At 53.2% G+C, this 12339-nt stretch carries 13 protein-coding genes; 5 read left to right on the top strand and 8 right to left on the bottom strand.

Going from position 1 to position 12339, the window contains the following annotated elements; translation table 11 throughout:
* Positions 1-20: 20 nt before the first annotated feature.
* From iolB to PMI41_RS10440, 6 genes are all read right to left on the bottom strand, one after another.
* The gene (gene iolB / locus PMI41_RS10465) at positions 21-818 is read right to left on the bottom strand and encodes a 5-deoxy-glucuronate isomerase (protein WP_008124503.1); all 798 of its coding nucleotides are present in this window, start codon (positions 816-818) and stop codon (positions 21-23) included.
* A gap of 3 nt (positions 819-821) precedes the next feature.
* Positions 822-1043: a hypothetical protein gene (locus tag PMI41_RS10460; RefSeq protein ID WP_008124501.1), complete on the bottom strand. Its 222-nt coding sequence runs from the start codon at positions 1041-1043 to the stop codon at positions 822-824.
* Complete coding sequence (gene iolE, locus PMI41_RS10455; protein ID WP_008124498.1) at positions 1040-1924, bottom strand: myo-inosose-2 dehydratase; 885 nt, start codon at positions 1922-1924, stop codon at positions 1040-1042. The genes PMI41_RS10460 and iolE overlap by 4 nt, the downstream gene beginning before the upstream one ends.
* 32 nt (positions 1925-1956) lie before the next feature.
* Positions 1957-3807, bottom strand: coding sequence for a 3D-(3,5/4)-trihydroxycyclohexane-1,2-dione acylhydrolase (decyclizing) (gene iolD, locus PMI41_RS10450; protein ID WP_008124496.1), 1851 nt, complete (start codon positions 3805-3807; stop codon positions 1957-1959).
* 75 nt (positions 3808-3882) lie between these two features.
* Positions 3883-5811, bottom strand: coding sequence for a 5-dehydro-2-deoxygluconokinase (gene iolC / locus PMI41_RS10445; protein ID WP_008124494.1), 1929 nt, complete (start codon positions 5809-5811; stop codon positions 3883-3885).
* 124 nt (positions 5812-5935) lie between these two features.
* Positions 5936-6769, bottom strand: coding sequence for a MurR/RpiR family transcriptional regulator (locus tag PMI41_RS10440; RefSeq protein WP_040854515.1), 834 nt, complete (start codon positions 6767-6769; stop codon positions 5936-5938).
* A 135-nt stretch (positions 6770-6904) separates the two neighbouring features.
* On the opposite strand from PMI41_RS10440, the gene PMI41_RS10435 reads away from it, so the two are divergent.
* Positions 6905-8014 (top strand): Gfo/Idh/MocA family oxidoreductase, encoded by a 1110-nt coding sequence (locus tag PMI41_RS10435; RefSeq protein WP_008124491.1) that lies wholly within the window; start codon positions 6905-6907, stop codon positions 8012-8014.
* 4 nt (positions 8015-8018) lie between these two features.
* Here the strand turns inward: PMI41_RS10435 and PMI41_RS10430 are convergent, their stop codons facing one another.
* Positions 8019-8660 carry a DUF1109 domain-containing protein gene (locus PMI41_RS10430; RefSeq protein WP_008124489.1) on the bottom strand — a complete coding sequence of 214 codons (642 nt, stop codon included), beginning with the start codon at positions 8658-8660 and terminating at the stop codon, positions 8019-8021.
* Positions 8647-9201 (bottom strand): sigma-70 family RNA polymerase sigma factor, encoded by a 555-nt coding sequence (locus PMI41_RS10425; protein WP_008124486.1) that lies wholly within the window; start codon positions 9199-9201, stop codon positions 8647-8649. Before PMI41_RS10425 ends, PMI41_RS10430 begins: the two co-directional genes overlap by 14 nt.
* A gap of 197 nt (positions 9202-9398) precedes the next feature.
* On the opposite strand from PMI41_RS10425, the gene PMI41_RS10420 reads away from it, so the two are divergent.
* The 4 genes from PMI41_RS10420 (at position 9399) to PMI41_RS10405 (ending at position 12282) form a co-directional block, all read left to right on the top strand.
* Positions 9399-10118 (top strand): DUF1223 domain-containing protein, encoded by a 720-nt coding sequence (locus PMI41_RS10420; protein ID WP_008124484.1) that lies wholly within the window; start codon positions 9399-9401, stop codon positions 10116-10118.
* Positions 10119-10222: 104 nt separating this feature from the next.
* Positions 10223-10546 carry a pentapeptide MXKDX repeat protein gene (locus PMI41_RS10415; protein WP_008124481.1) on the top strand — a complete coding sequence of 108 codons (324 nt, stop codon included), beginning with the start codon at positions 10223-10225 and terminating at the stop codon, positions 10544-10546.
* A 93-nt stretch (positions 10547-10639) separates the two neighbouring features.
* On the top strand, positions 10640-11512 hold the full coding sequence (locus tag PMI41_RS10410) for a cytochrome b/b6 domain-containing protein (protein WP_008124479.1): 873 nt from the start codon (positions 10640-10642) through the stop codon (positions 11510-11512).
* On the top strand, positions 11509-12282 hold the full coding sequence (locus PMI41_RS10405) for a molybdopterin-binding protein (protein WP_008124478.1): 774 nt from the start codon (positions 11509-11511) through the stop codon (positions 12280-12282). Before PMI41_RS10410 ends, PMI41_RS10405 begins: the two co-directional genes overlap by 4 nt.
* Positions 12283-12339: the final 57 nt, after the last annotated feature.

Here is a 12339-nt window from a genome sequence, read left to right as displayed (position 1 = left end):
CCCCGTAAAAGCAGTCAGAGTTACTGCTTTGTCAGCCATTCGTGTTCTGCGGCATTGTGGAATTTCCACGTGCGCTTGGGACCAGCCATGACGTTGAGATAATAAAGATCGTAGCCATGGCAGGCCGCGCAGGGATGATATCCCTTGGGAACCATAACCACATCGCCATCCTCGATGGCCATGGCTTCATCCAGCGAACGATCATCCGTATAAACACGCTGGAAACCAAAACCCTGCGGCGGGTTGAAGCGATGATAATAAGTCTCTTCCAGATAGGATTCAGCCGGAAGATTGTCCTGATCATGCTTGTGCGGCGGGTAACTTGATGTGTGTCCGCCAGGTGTGATGACCTCCACCACCAGCAGTGAATCCGCAGGCTCGTTTTCAGGAAGGATGTTCGTGACATAGCGGGTATTGGTACCCTTGCCACGTGTCTCCTGACCAAGGTCGTCTGGAGAAATAACGCGGACAGGCAAGCCGCCGTCAAGGCTAGGTGCCGAACAGACAGCGAGTTCCACATCGGTTTCCGCGGATATCCACCAGTCAGAACCTTGAGGCAGATAGACCGACCATGGCTTGCCTTCGAATGGTGACATGCGCTGGCCGAGAAGACCAAGCTCCTCGCCATTGGCGGTTACTTTGCCTTTGCCTGTTACAAAAACCAGACAGACCTCTTTGTCTTCGGTTTTCCCGCACAACGACTGACCTGCTTCCAACCGATGCAGGTCAAAGCCGACATAGCTCCACCCCGCACTTTCGGGCGTTACATTCGCCACGTGGCCGGTGCCGTCTATGGCTTTGATCAACAGTTTGGACATGGATCACTCCTTCTCGACGTTAATGTCCGTCGGCGGAACTGGTTCCGACGCGTCGTAAATGATGAAGAACTGCCAGACGCCATATCCTGCGAAACCCAGCGCGATAATGCCCCAGAATGGTGTTCCGGTGACGAATTCGAAAATTGCCCAAGCAACGCAAAATGCCACGACGGCAATCCTGCGCCACAATGGGCGGAAGAATGGATGGTTGTAATCTTTAGTCACGCAAGCCCTGCTTCCTTTATGAAGCGGCTGAGATTGCCGTATCCAAGCTTGGAATACGTTGCCGGATCGGCTTTCGTGGGGTCCTGCTCGGCTTCAACAACGACCCATCCGCTATAGCCCTTGAGTTCCTTGAGAACTCGAACATAGTCGATCATGCCGTCACCGGGAACCGTATAAACGCCAGCCAGAACACTATCAAGAAAAGACCAGTCTTCGCGGTTGGAAGCCCACATCACGTCTTCGCGAATATCTTTGCAGTGTACGTGACCGATACGCGCTTTGTAGTGACGTGCCAGACGCGCCGGGTCACCGCCGCCCCATGTAGCATGACCTGTATCAAGCAGAAGGTTCACCGCGTCGCCTGTGACTTCCATAAAGCGGTCGATTTCAGACTCTGCCTGAACAACGGTGCCCATATGATGATGATAAACCAGCTGCAAGCCATAGGTTTGCTTGATCGCTTCAGCAAAACGCGTGTAGCGCTCACCAAAGACATCCCATGCTGATTTCAACAGGACCGGCCGAGCTGAAAGCGGCAATTCCTTGTTAGAGTGAATGGCGTTGGAGGTTTCAGCTGCAATAAGAACAGTGCAGCCCATATCTTTCAGCAGTGTTGCATGGCCTTTTACGGCTTCGAGTTCAACATCGACATCGCGGACCAGCAATTCAGTCGAATACCAGCCGCTGACAAGACTATGACCATAGGCATCCAGTATAGGACGCAGTTTTTCAGCAGTGCGTGGAAATTTGTTGCCAAGCTCCATGCCGGTAAAACCAGCCGCCTTTGCCTGTTCAAGGCAGGTTTCCAGCGGAATATCGCCGCCGATTTCCAGCATGTCATCATTTGACCAGCCGATTGGGTTCGCCCCGATACGGATCATTCTTCAGTTCCTTTGCTTAGTATTTAAAAAGCTCAATCACCAACGTGCTGTAGCTTCAATTTTTGTTCATAATCTTTACGGGCAGCGTTGACCTGACTGCGCTCGCTGACTTCCGGCACCGCTACATCCCACCATGTTCCGCCTTCTTCTGTCGAGATTAACGGGTCTGTATCAATGACGATAACTGTCGTGCGGTCGTTGCCTTTTGCCCGTATGAGCGCGGTTTCCAGTTCGGCAATCGAGGCGACTTTCTCAGAAATCGCGCCAAGGCTGCGGGCATGAGCAGCAAAATCGATATCGGGAAGGATTTCGTGCTTCGAGTCTTTCAGCAGATTGTTGAAGTTGGCTCCGCCTGTGCCCATTTGCAGTCGGTTGATGCAGCCATAACCGCGATTATCGAGCAGCATGATCGTGATGCGTTGGCCAATCATGACCGAAGTGGCAATTTCCGAATTCAGCATGAGGTAAGAACCATCGCCAATCATGACAACGACTTCATCGTTCGGCTTGGCCATTTTTGCCCCGAGGCCGCCGGCGATCTCGTAGCCCATGCATGAGAAACCATATTCTGCATGATAGGAACCGGGAGCGCCTGCCTGCCACAATTTGTGCATTTCGCCCGGCAGTCCACCTGCTGCGTGGAGAACTGTAGCTTCTGCGCCGAAAGTACGTTGAACAGCACCGATCACCTGAGCATCAGAAGGCAGGGCAGCATTGGTTGGTCCGGTTACTTTTGCTGCGGCTAGTTGCCATTCGGCCTTGCCGGATTTCGCATTCTCGGTCCAACTTGCCGGCGCCTTATAGTCTTGCAGAGCAGCGGAAAGCTCCAGCAATCCTTCTTTCGCATCGGCAACCAATGGCAGTGCGCGATGTTTCGTGGCGTCGAAAGTTTGAACGTTGAGGCCAATGAAGGTCTTTGCAGAATTCTGGAACAGCGACCACGATCCCGTGGTGAAATCCTGCAAACGCGTACCGACTGCGATGATGACATCAGCTTCCTGTGCCAGTCGATTTGCAGCTGACGTGCCTGTGACGCCGACTGCCGCCATGTTGAGTGGATGATTATCCGGAAGAGAAGATTTTCCGCCCTGCGTTTCGCAAACGGGTATCCCAGCAGCTTCTACAAGGCCGGCCAGTTCTTTTGAGGCTTGCGAGAAGATCACGCCACCACCGGCAATAACCAAGGGTTTTTTGGCGGATTTCAATGCCGAGACGGCGGCAGCTAGTTCATTGCGGTCAGGACGAGTGCGCCGCTGTGACCAGATGCGTTTTTCGAAGAAGCTTTCAGGGTAATCATAGGCTTCCGCCTGCACATCCTGGCAGAGAGCGAGAGTGACCGGGCCGCATTCTGCAGGATCAGTCAGCACGGCCATGGTGCGCGCGAGGGCCGGGATGATCTGCTCGGGGCGTGTGATGCGGTCGAAATAACGTGAGACTGGCCGGAAGCAATCATTGGCAGATACGGTGCCATCACTGAAAGATTCTACCTGCTGTAGGACCGGGTCTGGCACCCGATTAGCGAAGACATCGCCGGGAAGCAGAAGAAGCGGCAAGCGGTTAACGTGGGCAAGAGCAGCGGCAGTCACCATATTGGTCGCGCCGGGCCCGACTGAGCTTGTGACCGCCATCATGCGCTGGCGAAAGCTCGCCTTTGCAAAGGCTATGGCCGCATGCGCCATGGCTTGTTCGTTGTGAGCGCGGTAAGTGGGAAGTTCTTCGCGGACTTGATATAGCGCTTCGCCGATACCTGCGACATTGCCGTGGCCGAATATCGCCCACACACCGGCAAAGATTGACACTTCCCTGCCGTCGATCACGGTCATCTGCGCTGTGAGAAAGCGTGTTAGCGCCTGCGCCATCGTCAGGCGTATAGTCTTGCTCATGTCAATCTCCTCCCGGAAGCGTTCTTTCGCAATTCTCGCGAAACTCCGGTTTCCATATTCATTGGAATGCTTTTGCTATGCCGCTTTTGCGTTACGGCTGGCAAGCCATGCCTTGGTCAATTTTTCGAAACGATCCGCCATCTCATTTATCGCGTCCTCGTCGGACAGCTTGCCGGAAAGCCAGCCTTCTGCTGCATCCATGAAGATTGTACGCCCGACAGCAAAACCTTTGACGACAGGCGCACTGGCAGTTGCTCCAAAAGCGGCCTCCAACTCATCGTGTGGTGCTTCAAGCCCAAGAAGAACCACACCGCGGCACCATGGATCATTCTTTTCGATGACCGTTTCGATGTTTTTCCAGGCAGTTGAAGAGGCTTGCGGTTCAAGCTTCCACCAGTCCGGCTTGATGCCGAGTGTATAAAGTTCTTCCAGCGCTCTCGGTATGGTGTTGTCGTCAAGCGACCCATGCTTGCCCGCAATGATCTCGATCAGCAATTCGCGCCCGACCTTGCGTGCAGCCTCAAACAGGGTGCGCAACTTCTGTTGCTGCTCCAGTTTCAGATCGGCAGGATCGTCGGGATGATAAAAGCACAGACATTTGATGCAATGATCGACGGGCCATTCTGCTAGCTGCGAGCCAATATCCTGAGAGAATTCGAACCGCAAAGGACGTGACCCCGGAAGCTCGACCGGGCGTCCAAGCCAATCGAAATTATGCCGGGCAAACTCAAACATCGCCTCGCGACCAAATTTTTCGTCAAGCAGCATGCCGTAGCCGCTACGGCCATCTGCGACTTTGGCAGCAGCCTTTACTGCCAGCTCCTTGAATTCGCCTACCTTCGAGATATCGACACCAAACTTGCCGACAAGTTCTTCAAGCTGAACGCGGTGATCAATGGCAAAAGTCATCATTGAAGGAATTTCGCGGCGACGCGTTGTCGCCCAATGGACATGATTGATGGCCTCATCCTTCCGCAAAGCGTACTGCTTGCTGCCATGATCAAGGAAAAACTGCAGCTCTGTGAAGGTCGGTATTTCCGGTGAGCAGAGCAAGCGCGAAACGGCAAATGCTCCGCATGCATTGGCCCAAGTCGCCGCAGTTGCAAGGGATTCACCACCAAGCCAACCGCGAAGCAATCCTGACATGAAAGCGTCACCTGCTCCCAGAACATTGAACACTTCAATTGGAAAGCCTTTGCCAACGATACCATCTTCCAGATCGTCGGAAATCGCTCCTTCATAAACGATACAGCCCATGGGGCCTCGCTTGAGAACGATTGTTCCCTTCGATAGCGCACGGATGGTCTTCAGCGCGCTCAGGAGATCATCTTCACCTGATGCAATGAGGACTTCTTCTTCTGTGCCAACTATGAGATCGCAATCGGCCAGCACGGTCTTGAGGTGGTTTGAAACAGCATCGGAAGCAATGTAACGGCTATCCCCGTCGCCATGACCCGCAAGGCCCCACAGATTTGGGCGATAATCGATATCAAACACCACTTTTCCGCCTGCCTCTTTCATCAGGCGGATGGCCTTGCGTTGCGCTGCATCAGGTTTCGGCTTGGAAAAATGCGTGCCAGTTACGACAATTGCGCGGGCGGAGCCAATGAATTCGGGATCGATATCGCTCTCTTCAAGCGCCATATCGGCACAGTCTTCGCGATAGAAAATCAGCGGAAAGCTTTTATCATTCTCCACGGAAAGAATGACCAATGCCGATAGGCGCTTAGGGTCGGTGATAACGCCCGTTGTGGCAACGCCTTCGCGCACCATCTGTTCGCGGATGAAGCGCCCCATCTGCTCATTGCCGACACGTGAAAGCAGAGCCGAACGCAGGCCAAGCCGTGCCGTACCAATGGCGATATTCGCCGGGCACCCACCGACGGATTTTGCAAATGAAGTGATGTCCTCAAGGCGCGAGCCGATTTGCTGGCCGTAAAGATCAACTGACGAACGTCCGATGGTAATGACATCAAGCGGCTTGCTTGCATCAGTTCTATCCATGTCGTCCTCCCGATATTCTGATCATATATCCCGAGCCGAAACGGCTGGTAATTTTCCTATATGAAATAATAATTCTATCGAATCGTCAATATGGAATGTATATTCTTTTTGATATTCCAGATGTTCAAACTTTTCGCCGACGCTCTGCCACGCTGACGGTAAGAGCCATTGCAAGTGCCATTGTGCCGGACAGGGAGCGGAAGCCGGAGAAATCGCCTTCGGCGGCTTCAAACCAGACTTTTGCCGATTGAGCGAGAGGCGAGAATGCGCTGTCGGTGATGGCAATAACTGGCACATTGCGTGCGGCAAGCGCAGCAGCATGCTCGATGGTCGCCGATGCATATGGAGAAAAGCTGATGGCAATTGCCGCATCTGCTGGGCCTGCGAATGAAAGGATTTCCGGATCGATGCCCGCAGTCGATTCAATCAATTGGTTGCGGATTCTCAATTTGCCGAAAGCGTAAGCCATATAGGCGGTAATAGGATAGGAGCGGCGGCGAGCCAAAAGATAGATGGTCTCGGCACCCGCCAGAATATCGACTGCACGATCCAGCACGTCATCTTCGACCTGACGTGAGATTGTTTCCACTGATTGGCTGGCTGCGCCAAGAAAACCATTGAGAATGGCTCGGTTTTTGGAGAGGCCTTCCGTGTCGCCATGCAGCGCGGAAAGCCGTTCTTCGTAGGACACTTGCCGCTCGCGCAGGCGTTCGCGAAATACCGATTGCAGGCTGGTGAATCCGTCGAAACCAAGGTGCTGGGCAAAACGAATAAGTGTGGAAGGTTGTACGCCAGCCGTGCTGGCAATGCTGGCCGCAGTGCCAAATGCAATTTCGTCCGGATTGCTTAGAGCATAGGCGGCAATCTGAGCCAAACGTTTGGGAAGAACATCGCGCCGTTCAAGAATGAGATTACGCAATGCGTCGAAGTCCCGCGGCAACTCCGCTCCATTGTCCATAATGCCCATCCGAATCGTTTCCCCAATGGCTGACATCATACAAAGCAAAATATTTATATCAAAGTGGATCAGTTATTCCATTTCTGTCTGTTATAGATTATTTCATTCAACATTCGCAAGCGCTGGAGAAAGTCGATGCTGGGTGTTGGACTGATTGGAACTGGTTTTATGGGCAAATGCCACGCTTTGGCGTGGAACTCCGTTCGTGCCGTTTTTGGCGACGGTCCAGACATATCCCTTGTGCATCTTGGCGAAGCCAATGAGCGGCTTGCCGTAGAGCGGGCGAGTGAATTTGGGTTTCGCCGCGCATCGGGTGATTGGCGTGAAGTCATCAACGATCCGCAGGTGGATGTGGTTTCCATCACCACGCCAAATCAGTTTCATCCGGAAATGGCCATCGAAGCCTTGAAGGCCGGCAAGCATGTCTGGTGCGAAAAGCCAATGGCGCCGGGTTTTAGCGAAGCGGAGGCCATGGCGGCAGCGGCAGCGCAATCGGGAAAGGTGGCAGCGCTAGGCTATAATTACACGCAAGGACCGGCGATCCGTCATATTCGCAAGCTGCTTGATGAGAAAATTATCGGTGAAATAAACCATCTGCGCATTGAGATGGATGAAGATTTCATGGCCGATCCCGATGCGCTGTTCTACTGGAAGCATGAAGCAACATCCGGCTACGGTGCGCTTGATGATTTCGCAGTGCACCCTTTGTCATTGCTGTTTGCGCTTTTCGGTCGTGTATCGCGTGTTATGTGCGATATGGCAAAGCCCTATGCGAGCCGCAAAACCGAAGACGGTTCGAGCCGCGCCGTCGAAACCTATGACAGCGCCAGCGTGCTGATGCATATGGAAAACGGCGTAGCGGGCACACTACAGGTTAACCGCTCCGCCTGGGGCCGGAAGGGCCGCATTGCATTGCAGATATTCGGTTCGAAAGGCTCGATCCTCTTCGATCAGGAACGGGCAAATGAGTTTCAGCTTTATGTTACATCAGACCGCCCGACGGAGCAGGGGTACCGGACGATCCTGACAGCGCCGCATCATGAACCTTATGGCCGCTTCATTCCTGCGCCAGGTCACGGTCTGGGCTTTAACGATCTCAAGATCATCGAATGCCACGAGTTGATCAAGCGTATTGAAGGCCAACCGGCACATCTGATCGAATTTGCGGACGGTTTGGAAATAGAACGGACAGTTCATGCGATGGCCCGTTCGTTCAAGGATCAACGCTGGGTAGATGTCAGATAGGCTTCTACCACCTGAGAAAGAAGCGCCCGGCCACAGCACCGATGAGGCCGGGTATCAATACTCCGAGCGTATACCAGATAGCGACAAAGGGCATCGCGCTTTCGGTGCAGTGGAAGGAATAGATCACTGAACCAATTGCTCCGGCAGCAATGCCAGCCGCAGCGCCCGCGGATGTCAGGCGCGTAGGTGCCAGCCCGCGCAAAACCCAAAATGCGGCAATAAGCAGGGGCATGGACAATAGGACGATGTTGAACGTGCAGACCGCAATCGATTTGCCGGTGAGCATTCCATAGTGATCTTGGGGCGGTGCCATGGCGAAGATGCCGGCTGCCAATATCCCGAATGCAAAGAGTGCTACTGCCATCAGAATCAAGTTGATGACGATGCTCCCCAGCGGATAGGCAATTCGCTTGACCGCCCACGCGCCGATAACGGCAAGAAGAAGTGTATAAGCCAGCTTTCCCCAAAACGGCATTGTGGCGGAGGCTTCCATAAGGTCGGGCCGCATGCCTAGCCACCAGACCATCAGGAGCCAGGACGCGGCAAAACCGAGACCGAGGCCAATAGCGACCCTTTTAGCTACGCTGCTGCGTGGTACGGGTTTCAAGTCACGTGCGAGACGCGCAATCAAGTCATCCGTTGCCATGTGCCCGTCCTTTCAGTTTTGCGGCGATCGCCTTGATGCCTCTGTGTATGCCCACTTTGACCGCTGATTCCGAAAGTCCGGTGCTTGTGGCAACTTCTGCTATGGACTGACCTTCGATTTTTGTGCGGTAGATCAACTCACGCGATTTTTCCGGTACTGACTGCAACAGGCTTTCCACATCCATCCGGTTAGCTGCCACATCAGAATAATCAACCGGGATCAAATCTTCAGCGTCATCCAGAGGTACCGTGATACGCAGCTTGTTGCGCCTGAAATGATCTATCAGCTTGTATCGCGCTATAGCGTGCAGCCAAGCGGTAAAAGGGCGGTCGATTTCATAGGTGGCCCGTTTTGCATGCAATGCCATCAACGTATCCTGCACAAGATCGTCGGCATCAGCTTTGTGGGATTCAGCCAGCCGCCGCAGAAAATAAACGCGAAGATGCTTTGCTACATCGTTCAGCAGAACGGCATAGCTGCGCGCATCACCTGCAAGACTTGCAAGCATCAATTCTTTCAGTCGCGTTTCGACAGAATGCACTCCGTTTCAATTCCTTATTCGCACGGGCTGCAGAAAAGTTACAGCATGGCGTGCAGGCGCTTGAAACGTCAATGGCGCAATGCAGAAACTTCCAGCAAACGATCACCAATCCGTGATCGCTGTAACCAATTTCTACCTCCACCCGTATTGCTTGATGTGACCAGCAAAAGCAGGCCACGTGAACCGAGGAGGTTGATATGGTTGTTCAACGTATGCGTACGGGATTGCGCAGCATCGTTCTTGTCGCAGCAGTTGCAGCGACGGGCATGGCGTCGGAACGTGCCCTTGCCGATGCAATTAAGCCTTTGACGGTTGTTGAATTGTTTACCAGCCAAGGCTGTTCGTCGTGCCCACCTGCCAATGCAAATCTTATCGAGCTGAGCAAGCGTCAGGATGTGCTGGCATTAAGTTATGGCGTTACCTATTGGGACCGGCTTGGCTGGAAGGATATTTTTGCCAGAAAAGAATTCACCGATCGGCAGGAGGTTTATGAGCAGCCATTGGGCCGGGACGGTCCGTTCACTCCGCAGATGGTCGTCAATGGTCGCGCCGATGTAGTTGGCAATAGATTATCAGAAGTCGATCAGCTTATTGCCGAGAAGGGTACGCTCGCCGGGCCGACGTTGGAGCTGGGCAAAGGAATATTAACGATCGGGGCGGGGGCAGCACCGAAAGGTAAAGCGGATATATGGCTCGTCACTTATGATGAGCACGTGGTCAATGTTCCCGTGAAGCGTGGTGAGAACAGTGGTGAGACACTACCCCACAAGAACGTCGTCCATGGTCTGACGAAACTCGGCACATGGACCGGCACCGCCGAGACGGTGCAACTGCCTCCCGTGAAGGCCGGGTTACGCAACGCAATTCTGATTCAGGAGCCGGACGGTGGTCCAATCGTCGCTGCGGCAAACCAATAACCAGTTCAAGAATTCCTGGCGATACCCGGGATGAACGGATGTCAGATCATCCGAAACTTAGAGGCACGTTTCAACGTGTCTGCATTAACCCAAGGAGAATGATTATGAACGTTTTTACTCGCAGTATTGCGCTCGTTACTATTGTAGCGGCAACAGCTCTTGCAGGGGTTAGTCTCGCAAATGCAGAGGATGCGATGAAGACTGAGCCGGTCAAGAAACATGACGCGATGAAGCCAGATGCAATGAAGGCTGATCCGATGAAAGGCGACGCAATGAAAACAGACGCCATGAAATCTGATCCCATGAAGCCGTATGCAATGAAAAAAAATGCCATGAAGCCGGATGCTATGAAGAAAGACGCGATGAAGGGCGACGCCATGAAGCCCATGAAGAAAAAGCCGGATGCAATGGCTCCAGCCGCAAACTAATATAGGCTGTGCTGGTTTGTTGCCGCCGCGATGATACCTCTCCCCATCCGGGGAGAGAAAAGAATATCAGATAACAGGCCTCTGGAGGCTCAAATGACAAGCGTTACCAATAGTACCGGGTTGAGCCAGAAACCCAAGAAGGCCGTTTTCTATCGGCATTCTTGGGCGGTGCGCATCACCCATTGGTTGAATGTTTTGTGCCTGAGCTTCCTGCTAATGAGCGGTTTGCAAATATTCAATGCTCACCCGCATCTCTACTGGGGGCAGTATGGTGCCGATGCTTTGCCTGATCCCGCCTTTTTATCCATTGAAGCCTATGCAGATGGAGACAGCATGAAAGGTGTTACCTCGGTTGGACAATTGCAATTCACCACCACCGGCGTGTTGGGCGCATCCAAGGTAGATGGCGAACTCACGCCGCGGGCTTTTCCTTCCTGGCTGACAATACCGAGCTATCAGGATCTGGCCACGGGGCGGCGCTGGCACTTTTTCTTTGCCTGGTTTTTTGTCATCAATGGATTTGTCTACATGCTTTACGGGCTGGTTTCCCGGCACTTCCGACGTGATCTTTTACCCACGAGAGCCGAGCTGACGTCGAAGCACCTTGCGGGTGAAATTGCGGACCATGCACGGTTGCGCTTTCCCAAGGGCGAAAAGGCCCGCAACTACAATTCCTTGCAGAAGCTCGCCTATATAGGTGTTGGCTTTATCCTGCTCCCCTTGATGGTGCTGACAGGATTAACGATGTCACCGGGCTTCAATGCCATTTTCCCTTGGCTGCTCGATGTCTTCGGGGGGCGGCAATCGGCCCGGACAATTCACTTCATAACAGCTTCGCTGGTCGTAGTTTTTGTGATCGTTCATGTTGTCATGGTTTTAATCTCAGGTGTCTGGAACAACATGCGTTCAATGATAACCGGATACTACGTTTTGAAGCCCGAAGCGGAGAAGGAGATCGCCAAATGAGTGTCGATCTAACACGCCGGCGTTTCCTGATTGGTTCGGGTGTTGCTGCTACTGGAATTCTCACCGGCTGCGATGCTCTGGTTCAGAGTCCCAGCGTCAACGCAGTTCTGGAAAAAGGCGAGTGGCTTTCAATGAAAGCGCAACGCCTTCTTCTGGGCGGGCAGCAATTGGCCCGCGAATATACGGAGGCCGATTTGTCTCCAGTGTTCAAAGCCAATGGAACGCAACTACCGGAGACCGATATTTATAAACGTCTGATCGATACCAATTTCACTGACTGGCGTCTTGAGGTTGGCGGCATGGTCAAAACGCCAAAGAGCTTTTCCATGGCCGAATTGAAAGCCATGCCCTCGCGTACCCAGATCACCCGACATGATTGTGTGGAAGGTTGGAGCGCTATCGGTAAATGGACGGGCGTACCCCTTGGACTGGTACTTGAACAGGTTGGCCTTGCACCCGGCGCGCGTTACGCAGTGTTTCATTGCGCAGACGATTATGAGCAATCGCTTGATGGCAGTGGTCTTTACTATGAAAGCATTGATCTAGTGGATGCGTGGCATCCGCAGACGATCCTTTCCTACGGCATGAATGGTAAGGATCTGGAGATTGCCCACGGTGCACCGCTGCGACTGCGGGTCGAGCGTCAGTTGGGCTACAAGCATGCAAAATATCTGATGCGGATCGAGCTTGTTGACAGCTTCCGGAATATTGGTTCAGGCAAGGGCGGCTTTTGGGAAGATCGGGGATATGAATGGTATGCCGGTATCTGAGCCGAGTGATAAGCGGAAAAAGCTCATCCCTGTCTTTGCCATATGAGGTTCATCTGA

This window comes from Phyllobacterium sp. YR531 (assembly GCF_000282595.1).
Taxonomy (GTDB): Bacteria; Pseudomonadota; Alphaproteobacteria; order Rhizobiales; family Rhizobiaceae; genus Phyllobacterium.
Note: the sequence above shows the minus strand (reverse complement) of the source record. Positions and strands in the feature narration are given on the sequence as shown.

Excerpts from the sequence above, each read along its gene's own strand:
- iolB (WP_008124503.1), bottom strand. The coding sequence starts at position 818 with ATGTCCAAACTGTTGATCAAAGCCATAGACGGCACCGGCCACGTGGCG.
- iolE (WP_008124498.1), bottom strand. The coding sequence starts at position 1,924 with ATGATCCGTATCGGGGCGAACCCAATCGGCTGGTCAAATGATGACATG.
- iolD (WP_008124496.1), bottom strand. The coding sequence starts at position 3,807 with ATGAGCAAGACTATACGCCTGACGATGGCGCAGGCGCTAACACGCTTT.
- iolC (WP_008124494.1), bottom strand. The coding sequence starts at position 5,811 with ATGGATAGAACTGATGCAAGCAAGCCGCTTGATGTCATTACCATCGGA.
- PMI41_RS10440 (WP_040854515.1), bottom strand. The coding sequence starts at position 6,769 with ATGGACAATGGAGCGGAGTTGCCGCGGGACTTCGACGCATTGCGTAAT.
- PMI41_RS10435 (WP_008124491.1), top strand. The coding sequence starts at position 6,905 with ATGCTGGGTGTTGGACTGATTGGAACTGGTTTTATGGGCAAATGCCAC.
- PMI41_RS10430 (WP_008124489.1), bottom strand. The coding sequence starts at position 8,660 with ATGGCAACGGATGACTTGATTGCGCGTCTCGCACGTGACTTGAAACCC.
- PMI41_RS10420 (WP_008124484.1), top strand. The coding sequence starts at position 9,399 with ATGGTTGTTCAACGTATGCGTACGGGATTGCGCAGCATCGTTCTTGTC.
- PMI41_RS10415 (WP_008124481.1), top strand. The coding sequence starts at position 10,223 with ATGAACGTTTTTACTCGCAGTATTGCGCTCGTTACTATTGTAGCGGCA.
- PMI41_RS10410 (WP_008124479.1), top strand. The coding sequence starts at position 10,640 with ATGACAAGCGTTACCAATAGTACCGGGTTGAGCCAGAAACCCAAGAAG.
- PMI41_RS10405 (WP_008124478.1), top strand. The coding sequence starts at position 11,509 with ATGAGTGTCGATCTAACACGCCGGCGTTTCCTGATTGGTTCGGGTGTT.